21 protein-coding genes and 1 tRNA gene are annotated in these 26,018 nt (G+C 52.3%); 7 read left to right on the forward strand and 15 right to left on the reverse strand.

Translation table 11 applies throughout. The annotated features are described in order from the left end of the window. Position 1: 1 nt before the first annotated feature. The 9 genes from rpsL to atpB form a co-directional block, all read right to left on the reverse strand. Entirely contained in the window at positions 2-373 is a 372-nt protein-coding gene (rpsL, locus tag HMPREF9156_RS0105210) for a 30S ribosomal protein S12 (protein ID WP_007147728.1), read from the reverse strand. Positions 374-743: 370 nt separating this feature from the next. Further along, the gene (locus HMPREF9156_RS0105215; protein ID WP_007147729.1) at positions 744-1,034 is read right to left on the reverse strand and encodes a F0F1 ATP synthase subunit epsilon; all 291 of its coding nucleotides are present in this window, start codon (positions 1,032-1,034) and stop codon (positions 744-746) included. Then, on the reverse strand, positions 1,034-2,527 hold the full coding sequence (atpD, locus tag HMPREF9156_RS0105220) for a F0F1 ATP synthase subunit beta (protein WP_007147730.1): 1,494 nt from the start codon (positions 2,525-2,527) through the stop codon (positions 1,034-1,036). Before atpD ends, HMPREF9156_RS0105215 begins: the two co-directional genes overlap by 1 nt. A 16-nt stretch (positions 2,528-2,543) precedes the next feature. Further along, positions 2,544-3,533, reverse strand: a complete 990-nt coding sequence (locus HMPREF9156_RS0105225; protein ID WP_007147731.1) for a F0F1 ATP synthase subunit gamma — start codon at positions 3,531-3,533, stop codon at positions 2,544-2,546. Positions 3,534-3,535: 2 nt separating this feature from the next. Next, entirely contained in the window at positions 3,536-5,251 is a 1,716-nt protein-coding gene (gene atpA, locus HMPREF9156_RS0105230; RefSeq protein WP_007147732.1) for a F0F1 ATP synthase subunit alpha, read from the reverse strand. A 15-nt stretch (positions 5,252-5,266) separates the two neighbouring features. Next, positions 5,267-6,082 carry a F0F1 ATP synthase subunit delta gene (locus tag HMPREF9156_RS0105235; RefSeq protein WP_007147733.1) on the reverse strand — a complete coding sequence of 272 codons (816 nt, stop codon included), beginning with the start codon at positions 6,080-6,082 and terminating at the stop codon, positions 5,267-5,269. A gap of 72 nt (positions 6,083-6,154) precedes the next feature. Continuing rightward, positions 6,155-6,691 carry a F0F1 ATP synthase subunit B gene (locus tag HMPREF9156_RS0105240; RefSeq protein ID WP_029246377.1) on the reverse strand — a complete coding sequence of 179 codons (537 nt, stop codon included), beginning with the start codon at positions 6,689-6,691 and terminating at the stop codon, positions 6,155-6,157. Between the two features lie 84 nt (positions 6,692-6,775). Further along, positions 6,776-7,006, reverse strand: coding sequence for an ATP synthase F0 subunit C (gene atpE, locus HMPREF9156_RS0105245; RefSeq protein ID WP_007147735.1), 231 nt, complete (start codon positions 7,004-7,006; stop codon positions 6,776-6,778). A gap of 286 nt (positions 7,007-7,292) precedes the next feature. Next, positions 7,293-8,132, reverse strand: coding sequence for a F0F1 ATP synthase subunit A (gene atpB / locus HMPREF9156_RS0105250; protein ID WP_007147736.1), 840 nt, complete (start codon positions 8,130-8,132; stop codon positions 7,293-7,295). A gap of 340 nt (positions 8,133-8,472) precedes the next feature. Between atpB and HMPREF9156_RS0105255 the strand changes: the two genes are divergently transcribed. Then, a tRNA-Met gene (locus HMPREF9156_RS0105255) sits at positions 8,473-8,549 on the forward strand. Here the strand turns inward: HMPREF9156_RS0105255 and HMPREF9156_RS07180 are convergent. Further along, entirely contained in the window at positions 8,506-8,787 is a 282-nt protein-coding gene (locus HMPREF9156_RS07180) for a helix-turn-helix domain-containing protein (RefSeq protein ID WP_155998880.1), read from the reverse strand. The two genes, HMPREF9156_RS0105255 and HMPREF9156_RS07180, sit on opposite strands and share 44 nt — an antisense overlap. Positions 8,788-8,876: 89 nt before the next feature. Here HMPREF9156_RS07180 and HMPREF9156_RS07185 point away from each other — a divergent pair, with 89 nt between their 5' ends. Further along, on the forward strand, positions 8,877-9,101 hold the full coding sequence (locus HMPREF9156_RS07185) for a helix-turn-helix domain-containing protein (RefSeq protein WP_155998862.1): 225 nt from the start codon (positions 8,877-8,879) through the stop codon (positions 9,099-9,101). 322 nt (positions 9,102-9,423) lie between these two features. On the opposite strand, the gene HMPREF9156_RS07190 is transcribed toward HMPREF9156_RS07185, so the two are convergent. After that, a complete protein-coding gene (locus HMPREF9156_RS07190; RefSeq protein WP_155998864.1) occupies positions 9,424-9,564 on the reverse strand; it encodes a hypothetical protein in 141 nt (46 codons plus the stop codon). Between the two features lie 589 nt (positions 9,565-10,153). Between HMPREF9156_RS07190 and HMPREF9156_RS0105270 the strand changes: the two genes are divergently transcribed. After that, positions 10,154-10,426: a hypothetical protein gene (locus HMPREF9156_RS0105270; protein ID WP_007147740.1), complete on the forward strand. Its 273-nt coding sequence runs from the start codon at positions 10,154-10,156 to the stop codon at positions 10,424-10,426. A gap of 596 nt (positions 10,427-11,022) precedes the next feature. After that, on the forward strand, positions 11,023-11,745 hold the full coding sequence (locus HMPREF9156_RS0105280; protein WP_007147741.1) for a hypothetical protein: 723 nt from the start codon (positions 11,023-11,025) through the stop codon (positions 11,743-11,745). Between the two features lie 130 nt (positions 11,746-11,875). On the opposite strand, the gene HMPREF9156_RS0105285 is transcribed toward HMPREF9156_RS0105280, so the two are convergent. The 3 genes from HMPREF9156_RS0105285 to HMPREF9156_RS06930 all read right to left on the reverse strand — a co-directional run bounded on the left by HMPREF9156_RS0105285 (position 11,876) and on the right by HMPREF9156_RS06930 (position 17,174). Further along, positions 11,876-12,901 (reverse strand): hypothetical protein, encoded by a 1,026-nt coding sequence (locus HMPREF9156_RS0105285; protein WP_007147742.1) that lies wholly within the window; start codon positions 12,899-12,901, stop codon positions 11,876-11,878. Between the two features lie 146 nt (positions 12,902-13,047). Then, positions 13,048-14,007, reverse strand: a complete 960-nt coding sequence (locus HMPREF9156_RS0105295; RefSeq protein WP_007147743.1) for a glycosyltransferase family 8 protein — start codon at positions 14,005-14,007, stop codon at positions 13,048-13,050. Between the two features lie 269 nt (positions 14,008-14,276). Beyond that, on the reverse strand, positions 14,277-17,174 hold the full coding sequence (locus HMPREF9156_RS06930) for a Cna B-type domain-containing protein (RefSeq protein ID WP_017147540.1): 2,898 nt from the start codon (positions 17,172-17,174) through the stop codon (positions 14,277-14,279). A 990-nt stretch (positions 17,175-18,164) separates the two neighbouring features. Between HMPREF9156_RS06930 and HMPREF9156_RS06935 the strand changes: the two genes are divergently transcribed. Beyond that, entirely contained in the window at positions 18,165-19,139 is a 975-nt protein-coding gene (locus HMPREF9156_RS06935) for an ATP-binding cassette domain-containing protein (protein ID WP_007147746.1), read from the forward strand. Positions 19,140-19,149: 10 nt separating this feature from the next. Then, complete coding sequence (locus HMPREF9156_RS0105310; RefSeq protein ID WP_007147747.1) at positions 19,150-20,811, forward strand: hypothetical protein; 1,662 nt, start codon at positions 19,150-19,152, stop codon at positions 20,809-20,811. Positions 20,812-20,944: 133 nt separating this feature from the next. On the opposite strand, the gene HMPREF9156_RS0105315 is transcribed toward HMPREF9156_RS0105310, so the two are convergent. Next, positions 20,945-23,044, reverse strand: coding sequence for a heavy metal translocating P-type ATPase (locus tag HMPREF9156_RS0105315; RefSeq protein WP_007147748.1), 2,100 nt, complete (start codon positions 23,042-23,044; stop codon positions 20,945-20,947). Positions 23,045-23,539: 495 nt separating this feature from the next. Here HMPREF9156_RS0105315 and nrdD point away from each other — a divergent pair, with 495 nt between their 5' ends. Next, entirely contained in the window at positions 23,540-25,936 is a 2,397-nt protein-coding gene (nrdD, locus tag HMPREF9156_RS0105320; RefSeq protein WP_007147749.1) for an anaerobic ribonucleoside-triphosphate reductase, read from the forward strand. The last annotated feature ends 82 nt before the right edge of the window (positions 25,937-26,018 follow it).

Below are 26,018 nucleotides of genomic sequence, written 5' to 3' on the forward strand. Positions count from 1 at the left end.
TTTACTTAGCCCTCTTTGCTCCGTACAGGGAACGCCCCTGCTTGCGGTCTTTTACACCCTGGGTATCAAGGGCGCCACGCACAATGTGGTAGCGCACGCCAGGAAGGTCCTTTACACGGCCGCCACGCACAAGCACGATGGAGTGCTCCTGCAGGTTGTGGCCTTCGCCTGGGATATACGCGGTAACTTCCACGCCAGAGCTCAGGCGCACACGGGCGACCTTACGCAAAGCCGAATTCGGCTTCTTTGGGGTCGTGGTATACACACGGGTGCACACGCCGCGGCGCAGCGGGCTGCCCTTTAATGCCAAAACCTTTGATTTTTTCGGTTTCGGCTTGCGTCCTTTGCGGACCAGCTGTTCTATGGTAGGCAACTGTTTTCTCCGATTTCTAAATTCATTCTTTCGCGTGGCCGCCACACTGCAGCACACACATATAATAAAACCGCACTCCTGGACTGGATCAGCCCAGACATATGCGGCCTTCAAATCATACGTGAAAGCCACAGTCCACCGGCCCGATGGCCCCCGCCCCTCAGCACACACCTGTTGCCAGGCTGCTTCATCAGGCCAGGGGATGCCCCGCTGCCGCATACCTTAACATAGGCATGCCAGCGGCACACACAAAAAGTAACTATATGACAGTCCTGAGACAAGCTGTAAACCAGCAGCCGGCCTTTACCTCTCAATCATCCAAGCCGCATGCAGGACTTCCTGCACACGCCGGCGCCCTGCAGCCCCTGCGCTATGCAGCGGCGCTTTCGTCGTCTGTGCTGTGTTCCACAGCAACAGTGAGGCGGTTATCATCGAAAGATACGAAACCGTCCCGGACTGTAAAACGGTGGCTTTTCCCGTCAGTATCAGTGACGGTGATCGGACCGTCGCTCAGGATCGACAGGATAGGCTCATGGTTAGGGAGTATGCCCATACCGCCGCTTGTGGCGGGCAGCGACACATACGTAGCGTCCCCCGACCATACAGGATGGTCGGAAGCCGCTATATTCACCCTGATCACAGGTTCAGTGCTGCTGGCCATTATTTGCCCAGCTCTTTCTGAAGGTCATGCCACTTGCGCTCGAGGTCCTCAATACCACCGATACCGGAGAACGCCTGCTCGGGGACATTGTCATAGACGCCGTCGCAGATGCGGGTAAATGCTTCGATCGTTTCATCAGCAGGGACGTATGAGCCTGGGCGCCCGGTGAACTTTTCTGCCACATAGAAGTTCTGTCCGAGGAACTGCTCAATGCGGCGGGCACGGGCAACCGTGGTCTTGTCTTCTTCGCCAAGCTCATCAATACCAATCAGGGCGATGATGTCCTGAAGCTCCTTATTGCGCTGGAGGATAGCTTTCACGCGGTTGGCGCATTCGTAATGCGTCTGCCCAACATAGCGCGGGTCAAGGATGCGGGATGTAGAGGACAGCGGGTCCACAGCCGGATAGATACCTTTGGATGCGATATCGCGCGAAAGCTCGGTGGTGGCATCCAGATGCGCGAATGTTGTTGCAGGGGCCGGATCGGTATAATCGTCCGCAGGCACGTAGATAGCCTGGAGCGATGTGATCGAATGTCCCCGCGTAGATGTGATGCGTTCCTGCAGGGCCCCCATTTCATCGGCCAGGTTCGGCTGGTATCCCACAGCTGAAGGCATGCGCCCGAGAAGCGTGGACACTTCAGATCCTGCCTGCGTGAAACGGAAGATATTGTCGATGAACAGCAGTACATCCTGGTTCTGGACATCGCGGAAGTACTCAGCCATGGTCAGGGCTGTCAGAGGGACACGCAGACGGGTCCCCGGAGGTTCGTCCATCTGCCCGAACACAAGCGCAGTCTTCTCCAGGACGCCTGCATCCTCCATCTCGCCGATCAGGTCATTGCCTTCACGGGTACGCTCGCCGACACCGGCAAATACTGATACGCCGCCATGGTTCTGCGCTACCCGCTGGATCATTTCCTGGATAAGCACAGTCTTGCCCACACCGGCACCGCCGAACAGGCCGATCTTCCCGCCCTGCACATAGGGGGTGAGCAGGTCGATCACCTTGATGCCGGTCTCGAACATCTCTGTTTTTGATTCGAGCTGGTCGAAAGGCGGGGCTGCACGATGGATAGGCCAGCGCTCCTTTACAGTAAGCGCTTCGCCTTCCTTACCGTTAAGGATATGCCCCGATACATCAAAAACGTGGCCAAGCGTAATATTGCCTACCGGTACTTCGATCGGCCCTCCGGTATCGGTCACTACAGCGCCGCGCACCAGGCCATCCGTGGGCTTCAGCGCTACAGCGCGTACAATGGAGTCCCCGAGATGCTGCTCAACTTCCAGCGTGATAGTCGCACTGTTCTCGCCCTCAACTGTCCCTACTGCCGGAATCTCAACAGTAAGCGCATTGTATATATCAGGCATATGCCCGATGGGGAACTCAATATCGATCACTGAGCCCTGTACACGGGTTACACGGCCTTTAACGGCCTCAGATTCATCGATCTTTTCGGCCTCGTTAACCGCAGAAGCATTATTTTGTGGCATTGTGCTCCTATCCTTATTATTTTGTTTCGTTCTTCAGCGCATCCGCGCTGCCGACTATTTCAGTAAGTTCCTGCGTGATCGAAGCCTGGCGTGATGCGTTAAGCTTGCGTGTCAGTTCATCGACCAGTTTTCCGGCGTTATCTGTTGCAGTATGCATCGCATTCTGGCGGCTTGCAGTTTCTGAAGCAGCAGCAGTGAGCAGGCATTCATGGACACGCGACTGCACATATTTCGGCATGATACTGTCCAGTACTTCTTCGGTGCTGGGTTCAAATGAATACAAAGGCGGGGTCGCCAGTACATCATCATCCCCCCGCAGGGCTTTCCCAGGGCTGCCTGTACTGCCCGTACGGCCCGGCTGACCCTCAGTGAAAGCGCTGTCAGCACTATCATCCCCGCTGTCATCCAATACTTTGACTTCAACAGGGAGCATCCGGAGTATCCGGACTTTCTGCACGACCATATTGATGAATTCAGTGAATACAATATAGAATTCGCTCACGCCGCCGGCAGAGGCGGGGGCCATGTATGTGTCGAAAAGCGCTTTGGATATGCGTGCTGCCATTGCTACAGAAGGCGCATCGGATTCGCCTTCCCATGTAGCCGCCACTTCACGGTTGCGGTACTTGTAGTAGTTCACACCCCGGCGCCCATAAACGAACAGCTCAGGTTTCCTGCCGTCAGCCTCAAGGCGGTTCAGCAGCTCTTCCGTTTCCCGGATGATAGAAGATGTATACGCCCCCGCCATGCCGCGGTCTGAGGTAAGCGCCAGCACAGCTACACGCGGATTATCCTCTTTCTTGCCCAGGATGGGGTGCTCAATATTTGTATGGGCTGCCAGTGACCGTACTGCATCATAGATAGCATCAGAAAAAGGCTTCGCAGCAAGCGCAACATCGCGGGTTTTTGCGATGCGCGACGACGCAATCATCTCCTGGGCGTTGAAAATCTTTTTCAGCGACTCAGTAGATGCAATGCGTGATTTAAATGCGAGCTGTGATGCCATACTTATTCAGCTTTCCTGCCGGGCTTGCCTTCTCTGCCTCTGCGCCGTGAATTACGGCTATCGCCGCCATCAGCAGGGTCAGTCCTGTCAGAAGTGCGGCGGGCAGAAATCACTTCCTGCTCGACTTCGGTCGGTTCAGCAGCCGCAGCTTTCATATTGACCAGCGGTGTCCCGTCATGCCTGACATAAGTCTTGCGGAAAGCCTCAACCGCATCGTCAAGCTTCTTTTCTGTTTCATCAGTAAAGTCGCCGGTTTCGCGGATAACTTTCAGGATATCGGTATTGTGGTCAACATAATCAAGCAGCCCGCGTTCAAACGGGAGGACATCAGAAAGGTCAAGGTCATCAAGCTTCCCATGTGTGCCGGTCCAGATGGAGACTACTTCCTGCTCGGAGGAGAACGGCGAGAACTGAGGCTGCTTCAGCAGCTCCATAAGCCGGGCGCCTCGTGTCAGCTGGGCTTTCGAAGCAGCATCCAGGTCAGACGCGAACATTGCGAATGATTCCAGCGAACGGTACTGCGCAAGCGATATCTTCAGGGTACCGGAGACTTTCTTCAAAGCCTTGGTCTGCGCCGCGCCGCCTACACGCGAGACAGAAATACCTACATCCACTGCAGGGCGCTGGTTAGCGTTGAACAGATCGGACTGGAGGAATATCTGCCCATCCGTAATGGAAATAACGTTCGTCGGGATATAGGCGGATACATCATTAGCCTTGGTCTCTATGATAGGAAGCCCTGTCATGGAGCCGCCGCCCAGATCGTCCGACAGCCGCGCGCAGCGTTCCAGAAGGCGCGAATGCAGGTAGAACACATCACCGGGGTAAGCCTCGCGCCCCGGCGGACGGCGCAGGAGCAGGGAGATCGAACGGTATGCCTCAGCCTGCTTGCTCAGGTCATCGAATACGATAAGCACGTGTTTGCCGTTATACATCCAATGCTGGCCGATAGCTGATCCGGTATACGGCGCAATATATTTGAAACCTGCCGAATCAGAAGCGGGGGAAGCTACGATAGTCGTATATTCCATGGCGCCGGCATCTTCCAGCGAAGCGCGCACAGCAGCGATCGTAGAGCCTTTCTGGCCAATAGCCACATAAATGCAGCGCACCTGTTTCAACGGGTCGCCTGACTCCCAGTTCTTCTTCTGGTTGATGATGGTATCGATCGCTATAGCAGTCTTACCGGTCTGGCGGTCCCCGATAATGAGCTGGCGCTGGCCGCGCCCTACAGGCGTCATGGCGTCAATAGCCTTGATGCCTGTTTCCATAGGCTGGTCAACAGGGTGGCGGTGCATTACATCAGGTGCCTGCGCCTCAAGGATCCTGCGGCCTTCAGATTTGATCTCGCCAAGCCCGTCGATAGGATGCCCGAGCGGATCAACAACGCGTCCAAGGTACCCGTCGCCAACAGGCACGGAAAGCACCTCCCCTGTCCTGCGCACCTCCTGGCCTTCCTCAATGCCTGCAAATTCGCCCAGGATCACTACGCCGATCTCGCGTGCGTCAAGGTTGAATGCCAGCCCGAGAGTGCCGTCTTCAAAAGTGAGAAGCTCATTTGCCATACATCCCGGCAAACCTTCTACCTGGGCAATACCATCGCCGGCAGTTTTGACATAGCCGACCTCCTGGGTCGGAGCTGCCGAAGGCGTGTACGATTCGACAAAATCGTCAAGCGCCTGGCGTATCGCAGCGGGATCGATGGTTAATTCTGCCATTGATCACTCCTTTTCTTACAGCACCTGCTGCAAATGATGCAGCTGTGCCACAACTGTTGTATCTGTCACTTCTGCCCCAACCTGGATGCGCAGGCCGCCGATAACGGTTTCGTCTACTACCGAATTGATGTGGACAGGGTGATCAAGTTTGAGTGTATAGAGGTTCGTAATACGTTCTGTCTGTTCTGCGGACAGCGGCACTGCAGAGGTCACTGTAACGACTTCTTCGCCGCTGTGCTCGGATATCTTGTTGATCAGCCAGGACAGGGTTGACAGGAAACGGCGGTTTCTCAGGTCGCGGGTGGAGTGCTCAGCGAGTTTCATGGTGATCGGGTCAAGGCTGTTTCCGCGCAGGAGCGTCCGCAGGCATTCCACACGTTTCCCTGCAGATGTATAGGTATCAGACAGATAGGAACGGACGGCTGTAAGGTTCAGCACAGCCGAATGGATCTTCGCCAGTTCCATCGCAACTGTGCTTGTTTTGCCTTCCGCATCAGCCTGATACAGGATAGCGTCAATCGCCAGATCCTCAACACCGTTGGAGATGTCATAAACACGGCTCCACTGGCACGCTACAAGCGCATCCAGGATCTCCAGCGTTACCGGCTGCACCTTGCCGGCCACAATCACGCGCAGAAGCTTCTGCTTATCAGAAGCGGGACGGGACGGATCAGTCAGCGCACGCTCAAGCTTGCCGTTCGCGTCAAGCACCGAAGAGAAACCGAAAAGCTCGTCAGAAACCTTCCCGGCATTGGCCCCTGCAGCTTTGAGCACCGGTGCAAACCGTTCCCGCACCTCATGGTCAGCTGCTAATGACATTTCCCCGTGCATGCGTCACCTCCTTACCTTATCCGCAATACTCACTTGCACTTCCTTGAGTCCAATTCCTGTGCCCGGCCCGTCTTACTCAGCGTGATCTGCCTTATCTGTTTTTTCCATTGAAGAGATCATGCTGTCGATCATGGAATCCTGCACATCACCCTTCTGCAGCTTAGTGTCGAGTATCTTTCCGGCGAGGGCCGTAGCAATAGCGCCGACCTCGCTTTTCAGGCTGACCAGTGCCTGCTGCTGCTGGGATTCAATAGATCTCTGAGCATTATCGGCTATCTGCTGTGCCTCAGATTCAGCACGCGAACGCGCATCTGCAATGATATTCGTTGCTTCAGCGCGCGCATTATCGCGGATCTTGGAAGCTTCTACCCTGGCGTTCTTCAACTGGCCTTCATATTTTTCCTTAGCTGCCTGGGCGTCTTTATTCGCCTGCTCAGCCTTGGCAATATTGCCTTCGATCCTGGATGCACGCTCGTCAAAGATCTTCTTGAACCGCGGCATGAAAAATATGAAGAAGAAAACACCAAGGATAATGAGGACTACAAGTGACCAGAACATGTCATACGTTTTCGGCAGGAATAGTTCGATGCCGTCAGCAGCCATAGTAATCACTGTTTACCTCCTTTACCTTTACTGTAGATCTTCGTTCCTATGCTTGCTATTGCCTGTTCCCCGTGGTTGGGGGAACGAGGGCTACCTGGCCATCATGAAGGCCACGAACCCCAGCAGGCCAAGGACTTCGACCACAGCGAAGCCGATGAAAACAAGCATATTGATCTTGCCGCTGGCCTCAGGCTGGCGGGCGATGGATTCCATAGCCTTGCCGAAAATCATACCCAGACCGATACTTGGGCCGAGTACTGCCATACCATAGCCGAATACGCTGAAGTTACCGGCAATTGCTGCGAGTGTCACGAGATTCATTTTTCCTCCTTATTGCGACTGTCGCTTTAAGTTTCCAATCGGATACCCTGCAAGTCCGCTGCTATGGCCAGCAGCCTCCCTGCGGGTATTCCAATCTTAAGTTTCCTTAAGTCTGCTGTTTCTGCTTTCTGCTGTTATCTGTACTTGTTTACTTATTTTCTGTTTTCTGTTGCTACGCGATTTCTCGCTGTTTCCTATCCTAGTACCCGTTTAGTACCTGGGCACCTTCCGGGTGCCGTATCCCCGACAGTACCGCCGGTATCCGCACCAACCGCGCCCATCAGGATCACTCAGTTTCCGGGAAGCTTGAATTGATATACACCGTGGTAAGTATCGCAAAGACGAATGCCTGCAGTAGCGCCACGAATATTTCAAACGCTGTCAGAGCAAATCCGCCGAGGAACCATGCCGCGCCAACGAGCTTGATCGGGCCTGCTGACGTTACCAGATAGAACTGTGTAAGCGCAAAACATATAGCCACAACCAGATGCCCGGAAACCATATTGGCGAAAAGCCGCAGGGTCAGGGACAACGGACGGAACACCAGGAGCTCAAGCAGCTGGATCGGCGCAAGGATGATGTATACCGGCCAGGGTACGCCCGGGGGGAACATCTCATTACGCAGGAATTTAAGTATCCCCTGCTCCTTATGGGCCGTCCAGAAATAGTTGACAAGGGTAGCGATCGAGAACATCAGCGGCATAGCTATTGTTGCCGTGGCTGCAATATTAGCCCCCGGTATGACCCCGCACAGATTGAAGCATGCAATAGTAAGGAAAAGCGATGCTACAAACGGAGTATACTGTTTGCCGCGCAGCTCCCCCATCACCTGATATGTGATATTGTTCTGTACGAATTCAAGGACCCCTTCAACTGCCGACTGCCACCTGCCGGGGATGAGCTTTGCCCTGGCAGCCGTTATGCCAAGCACGATCACGATAAGCGCGGTCATGATAAGGCGGACCATGATGATCCGGTTCATGGCAAAAATAGTGCCGGGGAAAAGGTTAACTTCAGGAAGGAAATCTTCCAGGCCCGGTATTTCAGGCTGAGCAGCAGCTAAAGTGACGGATGACTGGGCCGCCGCATAAGTGCCGAGGATCCCTATCCCCAGAGAACCAGCCATATATCGCCTCCTTATTGCAAACTTGACTAACTATAGCCCAAAATCCCTAAAAAGGTAATTCAGGTGTTTGCCCAGCGTTTCGCACGCAGGTGCAGAACTGCCGATGCGGGGCAAAGACACAGCGTATCAGTACAAGGTGCACACAGCACAGCATTTTCGCTGAGTTTCGTACCAGGCTGCCGTCAGATGCGATGCAGGGCATGCTGCAGAAGGTATTCCGCGCTTCTATTGCTTATTATAGCTCGCACCTTGGCCGAATGCAGCCCCGCGGGCGCGACACGCGGCTTGACAAATCCCCATATCCCACTAAGGTGGTAGGAGCTGTTTTTAAAACAGCCGACGCGGGGTGGAGCAGCTCGGTAGCTCGCTGGGCTCATAACCCAGAGGTCCAAGGTTCAAATCCTTGCCCCGCTACCAGTGCCGCTGCATCCACACGGAAAAACGCAGCGGCCTTTTCTATATCATCCAAAGTCCACGCGGTTCGTCCAGAAATTTTTTGGGATAACGTAGGCTGAGCAATGCCTAGAGCATTCGCAAGATCCTTCTGATGCACATCATTCAAGACCATTCCGATCTTAATATTGCTGCTTACAATCTTTTGCAATGATCTGTGCGTATCTTTAGCTCGCAATAGCGTTGTATCTATTTCAGTCATACTATAAAATATAGCATATACCTATATACAAATAGCTCAACACACCATTATATTGCTTTAATCTATATTTCATATTACACTATATAGCTATGAGCAATATTCTAAAGCTAGAAGCGATAATAGGTCGCAGAATTGCAGGCGAAATGGCGATGAATGATATTAATCAGGCTCATGTTGCTGAAATACTACATATTTCTCAGCCTACGTTATCCCAAAAAATTTCTGGACGTATTCGTTTTTCTGCTCAAGAGATCGCAATTCTTTCTGATCTTTTTGATGTTTCTGCTGATTTTTTGCTCGGCAAAAGTGACTAGTAATGCTGTTTAAGAAAGGAGCTGCCTATGGTGTGATTTTTGGGCTGAATGTGAAGATGCCCCAGCCTGAGATATTGGGGCTGGGGCTGTGCAACTGTTCCTGTTATTACTAAAGAGGATGAGGGTTTATAGCAATTCTAGAAAGGAGTCGCACGTGTATTTGGTTTTTCACGGTTTGCAAGAAACCGCTGTTTTTATTATAGCAGTCTGCCGTTTTACAGGTAGTCACAGGTTGGAGGCCGGTGTGTCGGACGAAAACTTGCGGCGTAGGAGATGTTATGCGAATGCATCCGTCTTTCTTAGGGAATAGGAGCGTGGAGGGCTAATGGGTGCGGAGAGTGTTCTCAATGTGGCGGGCTGTGGCTGCAAGGTTGTGTGAGACTCCAGCAACAACACCGTATGCGCGGTTGGTGTTGATTGCTTTGGCGGATCGGGCGCGTACGGATGAGTCACGTTGTTGCATCCCTGGATTCTAGGAGTGCAACAGGTTGCACTGCTATAAGGAAACATAAGAATAACATAATACCCCTCTTCCCCTTCGGGGATATTCCCTCCACAGGGGGGGACACCCACATCCGATAGATGAGGATAATAGGTTTGAAGATGAGGTGTTGTGGAAGGAAATGAGATGGACTTTGATAAAAACTCTAATAATAATACGTATGTAATACATGTATATTACAATAGTATTGCGATTGTAATGCAATCGTGGTACACTCACCTTTATGTTCATACCACAGATACAACAGAACAGTGATACCAAGGGATTATCGTGAGAATCATCGTGTTAGACACGATACAAGAACGTCATCCCCACATCAGCAAAAAGGATGTGATCAGCGCGTTCCATAGTGTCTATATAACAGTCCAACGCGAAGATACCAATGGATCAGAAACACCATGGATCGCTATAGGGCTAGACGCTCACGGTAGAGACATGGAAATATGTTACGTGCAGAAAAATTCCACAATCATTATCTACCACGCCCTCACCCCGGTCACAAAAAAGATGCTTAACGAAATCAACTACTTAAAACAGAAAGGACACTACTATGAACGACCAAGAAATACTACATAAGTACGGATTAAGCGACGAATGGGTCGAAAAGGATAGCGCCCGAGTAGAAGATGAAACCCAGTCAGATAATCTCACCGGTGTTTACTACTATGGGCTGCCACCCGAGCACAGGGAAAACGATGAACTGGTCACTCTCAGCGTACGTATCCCGCACAGCCTCATGGAAGCAGCTACACAAGAGGCAAAAAAGTATCATTTAACCCGCAGCGAATACGTACGTCGCGCCCTCATCCAAGCCCAAGGATAGCCCAGAACCGCTTCAGCTTTCTGTGTGGGGTAGGGTGCCACGATGTTTCATGGCACCCTACCCCACACATGTATAAGTACGTATAGAAGAAAGGTTAAGAGAAAAGAAGAAAAAGAACCCACTAATACCTTTTCCATCAATGGCGATGAATCATCCATCGCCATTATAAAGAGCACGATCTTGAACCCACCAATCTCCTTCTGCACACGCAAATAACCGCCACTGCGTCATAAGCCAAAGGCACAAACTATTAGCTTCTCCGAAATCACAGCCGATGCGGCAAGCCTTCCTGTTACCTGAATGAATACAGCAAAAAAATCATGGATCCTATTCCGGCAAGGTACCGGACATTTCAGCGAAGTCCTTCAGCAGCCTGTTTCAGATCCGAATAAACGCCCGGAAGCAGACTTGCCGGAAAGGCCATAAGCGGAGCAATATCCCGGCAGAATCACACTCATGTAGTACACTTGCAGGCAGACGGGTCCCACTGTATGCAGCACAACATCTGCACGTGTCCGCAAAACCATAATGCCGATATCAGCTTTTGATATTGCATTTAAACAGAAAAACAGAACTGACTAAGAGGAAGGCGTCATATGATTGACAGCTCACAGCAGAACACACCTATACAGCCTGAGCAGCAGGACGGGCAGCAGTACAACGGAGACGACGGCCAATTCAGCCAGCCCACATATGCTGTGCCGCAGCCGGGGCAGGGTTCTCCCTCCCCCGCCCAGCCTTATGCAAATCAGCCTTCCCTAGGCCAGCTCTACCCCAATCAGCCATATTCCGGCCAGCAATCCCAGCCCGCTCAGGCGCAGCCTTCTGCTGCCTATCCTGCCCAGCCGACAGGCCCTTATTCCGGTGCGGCAGGCGGACCTGCGGGAGCAGATATGGTCTACTGGGAGGCGAAAGGGTACTATTACGCCAACAATAAGTTCCCCGCATCGCCGGCGGCATTCGCCGTTATCGGCTCCACCCTCCTTGTCACCAAGGCAAACTATTTCCTTATCGCTATGGGCCAGACGTTCGGCCTGCTCGGCGCTTTATTTCATCATGCCGCAGCGGGAGCTGTAAAAACTGCTGCGGATCCGGAGAAAATCATCCTCTCCGCTCCGGCCCAGAATATCCACAGTATTACCGTGCAGTCAAGCTTCACTAAGTCACCCGGCTTGCTGGTTACTCTGACGGATGGCTTCACTTTCCATATCGGTTCGAATTACCTGCTTTTCGGCGGCGCAAAAAGGGCACTTGCGGCCGTCCGCGACCCGCTCAGCGCAGCCAATCCTAACATCATTTTCAGTGATGGGAAGAATTAAACATAGATTAAGCACAGACACCCTATTAAAAGGGAATAGCGAGAATTACAGAGGCTGTACTGGATATCCGATATATGTTCCTGGTATAGCCTCTGCGCTCTGCCGGCTAATATAAATATAGCAGGATACGTTACCGCTTAAAATCATTGCCTGCCTGATGTGAATATTGCTGATAATCACCATCGCCCTGCGCGCCGGCATCCGCATCCTGCCCGTCTATATCCGGCATATCCGGCAGACCCTCCGCAGAATCGCTGCCTTCAAAAAACTGAGCCGCCGTCCTGCCGGATCCATCTGTTGTTTCGGTCCGCGTCCAGCTGGATGTGTGCCCGTCCGCATCAACGGAATAATGTGTCGTGGTGGTACGGCTGACCGTCCCGTCGCCGCCGGGGGTTCCATAACTTCCGTCTGTACCGGCGTCTGCAGTATCTGCACGGAACGCATCCTCATCATCCCCATCATCTGCATCATCATCCTCATCGTCAGCACTGCTGCCGGGACTATCGCCCATACTTGCGGGATCCCCATATTCATACCTGTTTTTCCTGAAAAATGCGATCCACAGGAGGATAGCGATAATAACTACCCCTGTAAGCAGGAAGGAAAAGTCCCAGGAGCGCCTGATACCCGCTATAATCAGCCCGCCTCCTCTATATGTTACAAACAGAAAACGGGACAGCGCATAAACCATACCGCCCGCAATAATAACGGCACCTGCCAGTGCCACCCAGCTCTGGACTATGCGCTTGCCCGGCCTGGTATACGGCTCATTCTGCCGGCGCAGGAGGATGTGCCTAGTGAGTTCCGAGTTGAACTGGCAGGCTCCCTCAAAAAGACACAGCACAACAACGAAAAATATAAACATCCCCCCTTCCAGGTTTTTGACTGAATCATACAGCGCCTTCATGGGGAAGAAGCCGAGAAAGCAAAGGACAGCGGGAAAAGCAGTGCAGTATCTGCGTATACGGATAAGGGAATCAAGATTCTCCTGCCGGTCCGACACTATTGCTGCAATCTTCTGCGAGATCCAGCCGAAAAAGACTATCAGGGCTATGATCACTGCTATCCAGAAGAAATTAAGCCCTCCACCAAATACACGGTGGAAAAAGGAAGAAAGCCCGTCCCCCTGGCCTGCTGAGGCAATACTAAAACTCATATCATATTCCCTTCTTTCGTGTGCTGCCGGTAAAATCCGAAGCCGGCGCCTGCAATCTGCCTGCAGCCTGCCTGTACCGCTGCAGACAGCACCACCGTACAGCAAAGCGGCGCACCCGGCAGAGCAGTGCCAGCCGCGGCCTGTACTTACAGCGTTATTTTAACACCGCGGTCAGCCAGCTTTTTGAAATTCACATCGTTACCGGGGATAGATACTACCTGTCCGATAAGCCGCGCTTTCTTCTGCTCGTCCGAGCTGACTTCATCCGGAGTAAAGCTTTCGAGGATAGAGAGCAGCTCAGGATAGTATACTGAATCTTCCGCATACTTCCAGAAATAATCTGCATTCGCGGCATGGCGGTAATGCCATGGCTTATGGAACAGGTTGTAGTGGATGATCTTAGGGTGGTCGGACCCTGCAGTGCCGTCGGTCATCATAGTATTCCATTCGCGCGCAAGCAGAAGGATCCTGCCGCGGCAGATCACATTGAGGTAATCCTGATCTACCGCAGCACATTCTACATGGTATTTTCTGAGCAGCCTTACAAAATGTTCGGTAAAATGTTCTTCCCGCATCGCCTTAAGGTTCATCAGGAGCATCCCTGAATTAATATAATCCCTGACAGGCATTCCAAGCGCATTTTCAACATAATCTGTTGTTTCTTTATTTGCTGACATGAATACATCATGCACGCCTGCCACCAGGTTATCCCCCAGGTCATATGAATACAGTTCTGCCACATCAGTATTTATTACGGTATCAGAGTCAAGATAAATGGCTTTATCGATATCGGGGAACATCTCCGGGATAAACAGGCGGAAATAGATAGTCATCGTTATGTAGTCCGCACGGAGCATGTTCTTGTCATCGCTTACGGAGTCAATATAATCAGCATCCATAGGGTACAGTTCAATACTCACGTTGCCGGTAGCCATGTTGGTGAGATTGGTTTTCGATTCTTCGCTCAAGCCTTTGCCGACAATAATAATGCGATACTGTGTATTGCCTGAAATATCCGTATGGCTGATAAGCGAAGTTAAGGCTACTGACAGGAATGGGACGTAGCCTTCGTCGGCAGTGAAAAATACCGGGACTGTTTTTTGCATAGAAGTACCTCATGCGTTGAATTATCGTCCTGCGAGGAGGCGCCAAGCCTCCTTCTCCAGGCATTACCAATACACCAGCATAGAGCACGCCGCCAACAAAAACAGACGGCGGCAAGGCGGACGGAAAGCCAGTCAGGCATTAACGCTGCCGGCGGTAAAACACGCAGGTACACATATGATTTGAGGCCCGGACGAAGTGACGCCCGGGCCTCAAATCTGCAGAGCCAGAGTTGCAGGAAAGTATTGCTGGCCTCACATATCGCTATCCGCTACCCTGCGTATGCTTCCTTCCCGCCTTTGCGGCGCAATGCGAGTATAATCCCCGCAGCAAGAAGGGCTGTTCCTGCGATTGTTATGGCCCATAGGCCTGTGCCTGTCCTGGCCAGATGTGGTTTCTTCGGGGCTGGAGGCACTGTTGGAGGAGTAACCGGAGGCGTTGGAGGCACCACCGGGGTATGCGTATTCGTTACCGTAAACCCGGAAGCCATATCACCGGAGATCGTCGACGTATACCCGTGCGGAACGCTGGTTTCCTTCACCGTATAAGTAATGGCTTTGCCTGAAGCATTCTTATCCAAACCACCCCAGGTATGCTTCCAGCTGTTAGCCGCATCCAACGTGACCGGATCACCGGAAGCCTTCCCATCCGCATACAGCTGCACAGACACAGAAGACGGACGCGACCCATCCTTATTATCCTGGTCTTTCCACTTTTTCTCCACGGAAACAGAGGTTTTCTCTGTCTTGTGGGTATTAGTGATAGCCGTACCATCAATCGTGGTCTTATACCCCTCAACAGGCTGTTCAGACACCGTATAGGTTATCTTCTTACCATCCTTAAACTGCGGAATGCCTTCAAACGAATACTTCCAGCCATTAGCAGCAGTAACCGTCTTACTCTGGATCTTCTCACCATCAGCCAGAAGATCCACCGTGATAGACTTCGGCCGCACACCATCCTGGTCATCATTATCATCCCAAGCCTTCACACCACAAACAGCAGTCACTCCCGGCGTGTGCTTATTAGTAATAGTGAATCCGGAAGCAGCATCACCTGAAGTCTCGGAAGTATACCCTTCAGGGATGCTGACTTCCTTCACTGTATAAACAATAGCCTTACCGGCAGCATTCCTATCCAGATCAGACCAGGTGTGCTTCCAACTGTTAGCAGCATCCAACGTGACCGGATCACCCGAAACCTTCCCATTAGCATACAACTGCACAGACACAGAAGACGGACGCACACCATCCTGATTGCTGGCATCACTCCACTTCTTTTCCACAGAAACAGAAGTCTTCTCCACTTTATGGGTATTCGTAATAGTGAATCCGGAAACAGCATCACCTGAAGTCTCAGAAACATACCCGTCAGGGACATTGACTTCCTTCACCGTATAAACAATAGCCTTACCGGCAGCATTCTTTGCCAGATCAGACCAGGTGTGCTTCCAGCTGTTAGCAGCATCCAACGTGACCGGATCACCCGAAACCTTCCCATTAGCATACAACTGCACAGACACAGAAGACGGACGCACACCATCCTGATTGCTGGCATCACTCCACTTCTTTTCCACAGAAACAGAAGTCTTCTCCACTTTATGGGTGTTGGTAATATTGCTCCCGTCAACCGCAGAAGTATAGCCATCTACTGGTTCTTCAGCGACTGTATAGGCGATCTTCTTGCCGCCCTTGGACTCAGGAAGGTTCCCGAAAGAGTACTTCCACCCGTCTGCAGCAGTCACCGTCTTACTCTGGATTTTTACACCATCAGCCAGAAGATCCACTGTGATAGCCGCGGGACGCTTTCCGTCCTGGTCATTACTGTCATCCCATTTTTTCTCGCCGGACACTGATATCAGCTTTGTATTGACGGCATTCTTAACAACAGCCTTTGCATTGTTATTGAGGTCATCCGCTGTTACTTTTATAGGGGTGGTATCCAGCTGATACCCGGCTGGAGCTGTGACCTCAGTGATCGTATAGTCGTCACGGAGCAGGTTGCCGATGTGGCCGTTACCGGAAGCATCTGTTGTGATAGTGCCCACAACTTCTTTCGACCTGTCACGCACGACTTTGAATACAGCACCGGCAAGTGCAGCACCGTTATCATCCTGCTTATGGACCCCTACGGAATAGTTATATCCATTGGCTTCCCCCGATGCGGACTGCCAGATGAAGTTATTCGTTGACTTTTGTGTTTCGTTCAGCCCGACAGCCGTTTCCGATGCACTGTTCCTGAACGCCTCATGGTTGACAGGGTGATGTCCGATTTTGGCCTTATAGGAGATAAGGAACCCTTCGCCCTTGACATCGCCGAGGCTGATAGTGAATTGCGTATTGTCGGCATTGAAATTGATTTTCGCAGAGCTGGTTACATCCGTAGCATCCTTTATCTCCCACTGGTTCCTCTCATTCCTGATGAACCTGCCTTTCCTGATGTGGAAGCTTTCCGGGTCAAAAGTCATGTCGGGAGTAGCAGCAGTATCTGAAAGGACAACATTCTTCAGAGTCTCGCCTATAGCATTGATACGGACCCAATAATTGATTGCATCTGTATTTGCATCGGTGACCCAGCCCCATTTTGCGAGCCTTTCCTGCGGATGGTCGCCCCTGGGGCCTGTGAAATGGATCTTGCCGCCGTTGACGGGGATGCTTGTTTCGCCGACCTGTATACGGAAGGGGATGTCTGTTTGTGTATGTACTTTAGCGCTGTCTACTACAAATGCCGCAGTAATTTTCCCAGTGATATCAGAATTCTTTTCTACATAGTCTGTATATGTCAGGACCAGCTTCTTCAAAGTGCTGTCTATAACTGCATGCGCAACCACTTTCCCGTCTGCGGAATATACATCGAATGCAGATGATGTTGAAAAACGCAGCTGCTCAGGCAATGAAACCATACTGGTATCCCCTGTATGGATCTTGTTATTGGGCAGCTTGAAGTCAAGATTAAGCGAGTACGGATCAGGGGTAAGCTGTGTTGCCTCGTTGCCCTTGGAATCTGTAATCGATACTTTAGTAACTATATTGTCAGATATCACTGCTGCTGAAGCCGCAGTTTTCGGCAGGAGTGAAAGCATCATAGCGAGAGCTATCAATACTCCCCAGGCCAATGCGGACATATGTTTCAGCCCGCTGAACTGTTTTTTCTCCCCGGTAGGGCTCATTTCACAAGACCTTTCTTAGTAATTTATCTCTTTGCTTATTAATTTTTATTAATATTATTTTCAGCAAATTTATAAATTTTATTGTTATTTTATTTAGTTATTTTCTGTCATCCTGTGCATCACACTTCCGCCTGTAACGCGACGGCAAGTAAGAAACAGCGGCAACAGAGACACTTCACCTCACGAACCCGAAGTTGGAGGGGAAGGTACTGCTTAGCCATCTTCACAGTGGAAGAATATAGCTCTTACAGACCAGTATCCCTAAATATTAATTTGTGACTAGCTTATTTTCCTCTTATCCCCAGACTACGACACTCCCAGACCAATCCGGTATTTTCCCAGTAATCTCACGGGATAAACCGGTAAAATGATCAGCTTTTTAGCTATGCATGCATGCTGGTGGTAAAACACGCAGATATGAAAAGAGAAATGGCAGAAAATCGCAGAAGTCGGTTTTGTATCTGCGTGTTTTACCACCAGCAGCCTGAGCATGGGGCAGCGGAAGTAATGAGAACATCACAGCAAGGGCAATAATGGCCCCTCCCGCCGCAACAATCCTCTGCGCGATCGCAGGGCAGCAGCCTTTCCCCAATGAATCTCATCTGTCAGTTTCTTTATCCCGTATTCTTTACCCCGTAATTCTTAAATTATCTTATTTTTCAATTTTTCCTGGCAATGCCCGCCTTACAGGTGAGTGCCTCACACCATAGGAGGATCAGGCCTGCAGAATTTCAGGTATTGGGAGAGATAGTATATCCAAGCGCTGTATATACATGCCGGAAGCCTTTCCCGCTATCCAAAACCCTGCTCTCATAATTATCCCTCGGGACTTCTGTCACGCTATTAAGCGTATTCATGTATTCTGGCAAGTTTTTACAAAGGCTTGCCGTCACAGCCATTCCCGCTTGCCCTTGGCGGCGCGGCATAATAGAATGATTTTATCTATAAATTCACAGGACAGTTCTGTTCTTATACGAATTGAGGTACGCTATGACGCAACCTATCCAGCCACAGCCCCAGATACCGGGACAGGCACAGGGGGCAGCCTCCCCCTACGATCTAGAAGCCGCTATGTCCATACGGGGGCTGCTGAAAATATTCGATAAAAAAGTTGCTGTCAACAATATTGATCTTGATATCCCTACCGGTTCCTTCTACGCTTTAGTAGGGCCGAACGGCGCCGGCAAGACAACGACGCTGAGGATGGCAACGGGGCTGCTGAGGCCGACATCCGGCGGCATTGCTATCCACGGTACCGATTTATGGGGGAATCTCAACGACTGCAAGCATATGCTCGGCATAATGCCCGATGCAGACGAGCTTTTCACACGTTTAACAGGCCTGCAGACACTGGTCTATGCAGCTATGCTGCGCGGTGTAGACCGTGCAACAGCCAAGGCACGCGCCAACGACCTGCTCACTGCCATGGACCTCACCGAATCAGCAAACATCCTCGTGCAGGATTACTCAGCAGGCATGACAAAAAAGATTGCTCTGGGTACGGCGCTCATCCACTCACCGAAGATCCTCATCCTTGATGAGCCGTTCGAGGCTGTAGACCCCGTATCTGCGGCGAATATCCGCCAGATACTGCGCGGGTATGCGCAATCGGGCGGGACAGTGATCATTTCTTCGCATGTGATGGCACTCGTTGAACAGCTATGCGACCATGTGGCCATTATCTCCGACGGAAGCATCCTGGCTGCCGGGACCACGGCGGAAGTAAGCGGCGGCATGTCGCTGGAAGACCGCTTCCTCAGCCTTGTTGGCGGGCTGCATGAATCAGATAACCTCGGATGGCTTTCCCAGAACAATCCCGCCGCGACGGCAGCAGCACAGCACCCTCAGGGAGGGCAGCCAATGCAGCCGATACAACCAATACAGCCCACGCTGCCGGCGAAGGATGGACAGCCGCCATACGCCCGGCCTTCCAACCCCGCCCAGCCGCTGGGCCCTCAGGCATAGGAGGCTGCACATGGAATGGCTTATCGTCCGGATGCGGTATGCGATGACCCTTGCCGGCTTCAAAAAAAGCAAATGGCAGGCTGTTGCTTTTATCCTGGGGGCACTCCTCGCTCTAGCCGTTATCGTTATAACTGCTGCAGGTTCGGTTATGGCGGGCCGGCAGCTCCGGCAGCCGCTGCTGTCCCCTGTCGCTTCAATGGTTACTGTCTCCACTTTTACCGGCATCGGTTTCTGGTGGCTTGTTATGACGCTTTTCATCAGCGGTCAGGGAGGATCCCTTGATATCAGGAAATTTGCCCGGTACGGGATCCCTGACGGGAAAGTCACACGGGGGATACTCCTGTCCGGGATGATGGGGATCCCCTTCATAACAACACTTATCTGTATGGTCCTTACCAGTTTCCTGTGGAGCAGCGCCGGCATTGGGGTCATGGCCGGGGCAGCAGCCGGAGGCATCCTCAGTGCAGTGACGGTCATTATGGTCTCACGCGCCCTGGCACAGCTCGCAGACACCATAGTCACCACTAAGAAAGGCCGCATGATCCTTAACGGCATTGAAGTGGCCGTGATTATTGCCCTGTGCTATGTCCCTTCCTTCGGAGGCAGCTTTATATCAATGCAGCTTTCGGGAAAGACACCGGAAGATATTATGCAGATTTTTTCCAGCATACCGGCCCCCATCAGCATACTCGGATGGCTGCCGTTCGGGGCAGGGGCAATGATCCCCAATGATATCGCTGCCGGCAATGTAGCCTTATGCGTGCTGCGCATCCTCATAATGGCTGCAGTTATTGCTGTGTGCTACTGGGTGTACCGGTTCTGCCTGAAATACCAGGCAATAACTCCCCCAACTGCCGGAGTCTCCCATGCCAGGGGGCTCGGGGCTTTCAACCATACAGCAGACAGCCCCAGCGGTGCTGTTGTCGGGCGCCTTATTACATCATGGATGCGGGATGCGCGGTACCTTTCCCAGCTTATGTCAGTGATGTTTATCATTGTTGCTTACAGCGTTATGAGCATCGCCACGGGCCCTAAAGCAAATCTGACGTCCCTTTTTACCGCCCCGGTAGTCGGGTTTGTTTTCGGTACGGTTGAATTCAATAACCTTGCCTATGACGGCAGGGCCTTCAGCCTGTTTGTCACTTCAGGCGTGCCCGGACGAAACGAGCGCATAGCACGGCTCAGCATCAGCTCTGTGATCGGGGCAACCCTTATGTTTCTCAGCTTTGCTATTACACTTATGATCAACCCTCTGAAAAGGTTCACCTTTATCAACCCGGTCTCAGCATATACAGTACTGTTTGGGATATCTGTCTGCCTGCTCCTGACGGGGCTGGGGATGAGCGCAGTCCTCTCCACCTACATTATTGCCCCTGTGCCGTCGGCTGACCAGCCGTTCAAAAGCCCCCAGGGGCGTGGGGGGCTGAGAGCCCTTGTACCGCTGATCTTCATCCTTGTTGAACTGATACCGTGCATACTGCCGGGGGTACTGGGCTTCTTTGCCCTGCGCGACGGCAACCTGCTGTTCGCCTTGGCAAGCGGCATCCTGGCACTTGCTATTGGCGGCGGGATCTTTATGCTGGGGATAGCCCTGGGAGGAAGGTCTATTGACAGGCGTTCACCTGAAATACTGGTCTCCCTGGAGAATGTTGCCGCAGCAGCCGGCAGCTGAGAAGCGTCCCCTGCCCTAAATATCTGATATCCAAATTTTCACAGGGACAGCCGTATCCGGGGCCCGTAAGCAGCAGGTTTACTGTTTTACTGTACGGCCTGCGGATACGGCTGCTGTATATCGTACTGTCGTTTTACCTGCTGCCGCGGCTGTCAAACGCAGCCCTCAATGCCCACAGGATGCTGGACGCATCGATCAGTTCCTGGATAAGGGCGCCGATAATAGTCGGTATAACCCCGAAAGATGAGACGACCATAAAAACCAGTGCCGCCGCCAGCCCGCCGACAACTGCCTGCAGCATGATGCGCACAGTCCTGCGTGAAATAGTGATCGCCTTATTGATACCTGACAGGTCATCGTTCATGATCACGATCTGGGCAGTCTGGGAAGCAGCAGTGTTGCTCCCGTCTGTCATAGCGACACTGACGTCGGCTGCCGCAAGGACAGGGGCATCATTGACACCGTCGCCTACCATCATTGTAGTAACGTTTTTATCCTTGTCTGCCTTTTTGGCATATCGGACAGCATTATATTTATCTTCCGGAAGCAGGGCCGCACGGACATCTGTTATCCCCACATCTTCAGCTACCACAGCAGTGGACTCCGGCCGGTCACCCGTAAGCATAGTCACGTGTTTCACGCCCTGCCTGCGGAACTGGCTGATCACTTCCCTGGCATTGGACCGCGGCACATCACGCAAAGTGAGGCGTGCGGCAAGCTCGCCGTTGACCGATATATAAGTGGCCATCTCATCAGCTCTCAGGGGCGAAAAATCCCCAGTAGTATGTGCACCCATAATATCTACAAAATCAAGGCGCCCAACACGCACCTGATACCCTTCGATCTGAGCGCTGAGCCCCTGGCCCGGAAGCTCGCTCACATCGCGGGCGATCATGCGTTCCGTCCCGAAAAAGGCATCTTCGCGGCGTCCGGCAGCACTGATCCCCTTAGCCAGGATATGCATGGAGTATGCCTCTATCGACCCTGCTGCACGTATGATCCATGACCCGTTGATACGCCGGTCAGGTGCAGCCCATGACGGGAGGAGCTCCACTTGCGTCACCTGCGGCTGAGTGGTGGTAAGAGTACCCGTTTTATCAAAGAATACATGCGTCACATGCGTCAGGCTCTCAATAACCGACTGGTTCTTGATAATGATATGCGCCCTGGCAAGCCTGTTGGTGCCGCCCATGAATGCTACCGGGGCAGAGATAAGGAGCGGGCACGGAGTGGCAAGGACCATAACCTGGGTGAACCGTATGGGATCGCGCGTGATGATCCATGCAATAATACCGATGAGAAGCGCTGCTATAGTGAACGGGACCGCGATACGGTCAGCAAAACGGACGACCGGCGCTTTGGTCGTCTCGGCAGAAGCGACAAGGTCGATGATCTTCTGATACTGTGAATCCGCGGATACTGCAGTAACTTTCATAACCAGCGAAGTCTGCCCGTTGACGGACCCTGACATAAGCCTGTCGCCCACGAGGGCCCGCTGGGGCAAAGGCTCCCCGTTGATCATGGAAACATTCAGCTCAGCAAACTCTGTAAGGAGCTCACCATCCACAGGCACTGTTTCGCCGGGACGGACAAGCAGCGTATCGCCCAGGCGCACATCGGCCACATCCCGCGTCTGCCATTGGCTGCTCAAAGCCTCTTTAGGGTCTTTGAATTTTCCTGTGATAACATTTGCTGTCACCGGTGCTGCTTCTGCAAGTGCAGAAATGCTGTTTTTCGCACGGTGTTCGGCAAATGTCTCAATAACATCCCCTGTGCATACCATAACGCATAAGATCCATGCTGCTGCGATCTGCCCGGTTGCCAGCGTGGAGATCAGGGCAATGATAACCAGCATATCGGTACCGACGTTGCCGGATTTGAGGCTTTGCATGATATTGCGCATGACGATGCCCGCAATATATACAGACAGGATGCCGACAATAACTGATGCTGCTGTGATGAGGGCGCGGCTATGCCCGGCCGACCCTGCCGCCCACAGTATGATGCATACTGCGCCTACCGCTATAGTGATGACCATGTCCCGGTACAGGGTCCACATATGCATGAACTTCCCGCGGCCGGAGGGGTTCCGCGCTCCCGGCTCCGGTTTCCCCGCCGCAGGAGAAGGCTCTGTATCCTGCGTTTTTCCCGTGCCCTGCATATCTTCTGTATCCCGGGTATCCTGCCCGCTGTGCATATCCCGGATACCGCCGCCGGTGCTGCCAGATTCCATATTTCCTCCACTGTGCCCTGCCAATCTTAGTTTCTTCATCTTACCCCCTTTCCTGTATCACGCTATGCGCATGCGCCGCGTCTGCGGGGGAAACTTCTGACACACGGGGCTACCGGATACGTGATGCTCCTCACACTTTGCCGGTCAGGCGCAAAGCCAATAAAACCAACGAAAATCAATAAAAAGCTGCGCGAAAGGATTTCTCCAACAATCCTACACATTTTCCGTGACCACAAGATATGCATATGCAGGGCCGCAGGATACCACATTTTTAGATCGATAAAATTTGGAAAGAAGATTGCAATCCTGCAAATTACACGCAGGTAAGTAAATTCCCAAAACCACTATATCTAGTAATTTTCAATTAAGACACGTCTACATTTTGTGTCAAACACGTGTATCATCATATAAGTACCTCAAATTACATGAATGTGAGTAAGTAGCGTACAGACCACATCAGGTAAGGGAAATAACGGAAAGTAAGGAAAGATTGATATGGACCAGCTTGTAGCCGAAGAGACCGTAGTCAGGGAACCGGCAGTAACAGAATCCGTAAAGGTGGAAAAGCGTGACGGCCGCGTTGTGCCGTTTGATTCCGTCAATATTATCCACGCCATCAAGTCTGCTTTCAGCGCAGTCAATGCTGAAGTCGGCCCGGAAGAAGAGCGCGGGATCGAGCAGATGGCACAGCGCGTGGAATCTGCTATTACCGGCCGTTACAACGGGCCTGTACGTATCGACGATATCCAGAGCCTTGTAGAGCGCGAACTGGTGAACGACCATCTCTATGATATCGCCAAAGCATACACGTCTTACCGCCTTGACAAGGATATCAGGCGCGCGAAGGCATCTGACGTCAATGAAGCAATAAAGAAGCTCGTCAACAAAGATGAGAGCCTTGTCCGCGAGAATGCGAACAAAGACAGCAATGTCTACGCAACCCAGCGCGATCTGCTTGCAGGGACGGTCAGCAAGGCGTCAGCCATGAATATGCTGCCGGCTGATGTTGCCAACGCACATCTCAAAGGCGATATACACTTCCATGACGCGGATTATTCGCCCTTTACCCCTATGACGAACTGCTCGCTGCCCAATTTCGGCGATATGCTCAAAAACGGTTTCGAGCTTGGCAACGCCATGATGGATTCACCGAAATCGATAGGTACCGCAGCAACCCAGATCACCCAGATCATCAAGGATATTGCAGGCAGCCAGTACGGCGGCCAGACCGTGAACCGCGCTGATGAGATGCTCGCCGAATACGCAAAGCTTGACTACGCCAAGAACCTCGACACTGCACGCGCGATCTTCCCTGACGGGGAGGACATCAGCCTGGCGCGCACTATCGTTGAAGGCTTCAAGGAGCGCGAGCCGAAATGGCTGCACTTCGAGAACCGCGAGCCGTTGCCGATGGATGAGCCTTTCACCGGGGACGCTGATGAGCTTGAACAGATACGGGAGATCTACGCAAAGATCATGACCCGCAAGAACATCTATGACGCCATGCAGACTATGGAGTACCAGATCAATTCCAACCGTGTGAGCAACGGGCAAACGCCATTCGTTACTGTCGGGTTCGGCCTGGGCACCGACTGGTTCGCCCGCGAGATCCAGCGCGCTATCTTCCTGATCCGTATCCGCGGGCTGGGCAAAGACCGCCATACTGCGATTTTCCCGAAGCTTGTCTACACCGTAAAACATGGGCTGAATGATAAAGAAGGCACACCGAACTACGATATGAAGCAGCTCGCCCTTGAATGCTCGACCAAGCGCATGTATCCGGATATCGTTTTCTACGAGAATATCGTTAAGATTACAGGGTCTTTCAAAGCCCCGATGGGATGCCGTTCCTTCCTTAACGGATGGACTGACCCTGACACCGGTGAAGATGTTGAAGATTCACGACTTAATCTCGGTGTGGTAACAGTCAACATTCCGCGTATTGCCCTGGAATCGCACGGTGATAAAGACCGTTTCTGGAAGCTTTTCAGCCAGCGCATGGAAGTTGCCCATGAAGCCCTGCAGTTCCGCATCAAGCGCTGCAAAGAGGCGACCCCTATCAACGCTCCGACCCTGTTTGAGCATGGTGCCTTCGGGCGCCTGAAGCCGACCGACAACGTAGATGTGCTCTATAACCGCAGCCGTGCTACTGTTTCCCTCGGCTATATCGGCCTGTATGAAGCAACAGCGATGTTCTACGGTAAGGACTGGATGACCGATCACTCATGGGATCCTGAAGGCAAAGAGTTCGCCCTTGAGATCGTCCGCCGTATGCATGACCTCTGCGTTGACTGGGATAATGCCGAAGGATATCACTATTCCGTGTATTCCACTCCTGCAGAAAGCCTGACCGACCGTTTCGCACGTATGGACAGGGAGAAATTCGGGGATATAGACGGCGTTACAGATCACGACTTCTATACGAATTCCTTCCACTATCCGGTATGGCTGCGTCCTACCCCTATGGAGAAGCTTTCCTATGAGCGCGACTTCCCCTATCTGGCGAACGGAGGGTTCATCAATTACTGCGAGTTCCCCTCGCTGCAGCAGAATCCTAAGGCGCTGGAAGCTGTGTGGGACTACGCCCATAACATCGGCATCGGCTATCTCGGGACCAACACTCCGATCGACCACTGCTTCGAGTGCGGTTTCGAAGGCGACTTTGAGCCAACGGAACTCGGCTTCAAGTGCCCCGAATGCGGCAATGCGGATCCCGAAAAATGCAACGTCACCAAGCGTACCTGCGGCTATCTCGGCAACCCGGTGCAGCGTCCTATGGTGCATGGCCGCCACGAGGAAATTGCCCATCGTGTAAAGCATATGGCAGGCGAAACCGGCCACGTTACCCTGAGCAACGGCACCGTTAAAGAATGGTGGGATGAAGCCAAGTAAGCTTCATCAGGCGGTCTATAGCGCGCAGCAGGGAAACGCTGCTGCGGGACCCGGCAGGGAGCGAAATGTTCTGCACTGTAGC

The sequence above is a fragment of the Scardovia wiggsiae F0424 genome, from assembly GCF_000269605.1.
GTDB lineage: Bacteria > Actinomycetota > Actinomycetes > Actinomycetales > Bifidobacteriaceae > Scardovia > Scardovia wiggsiae.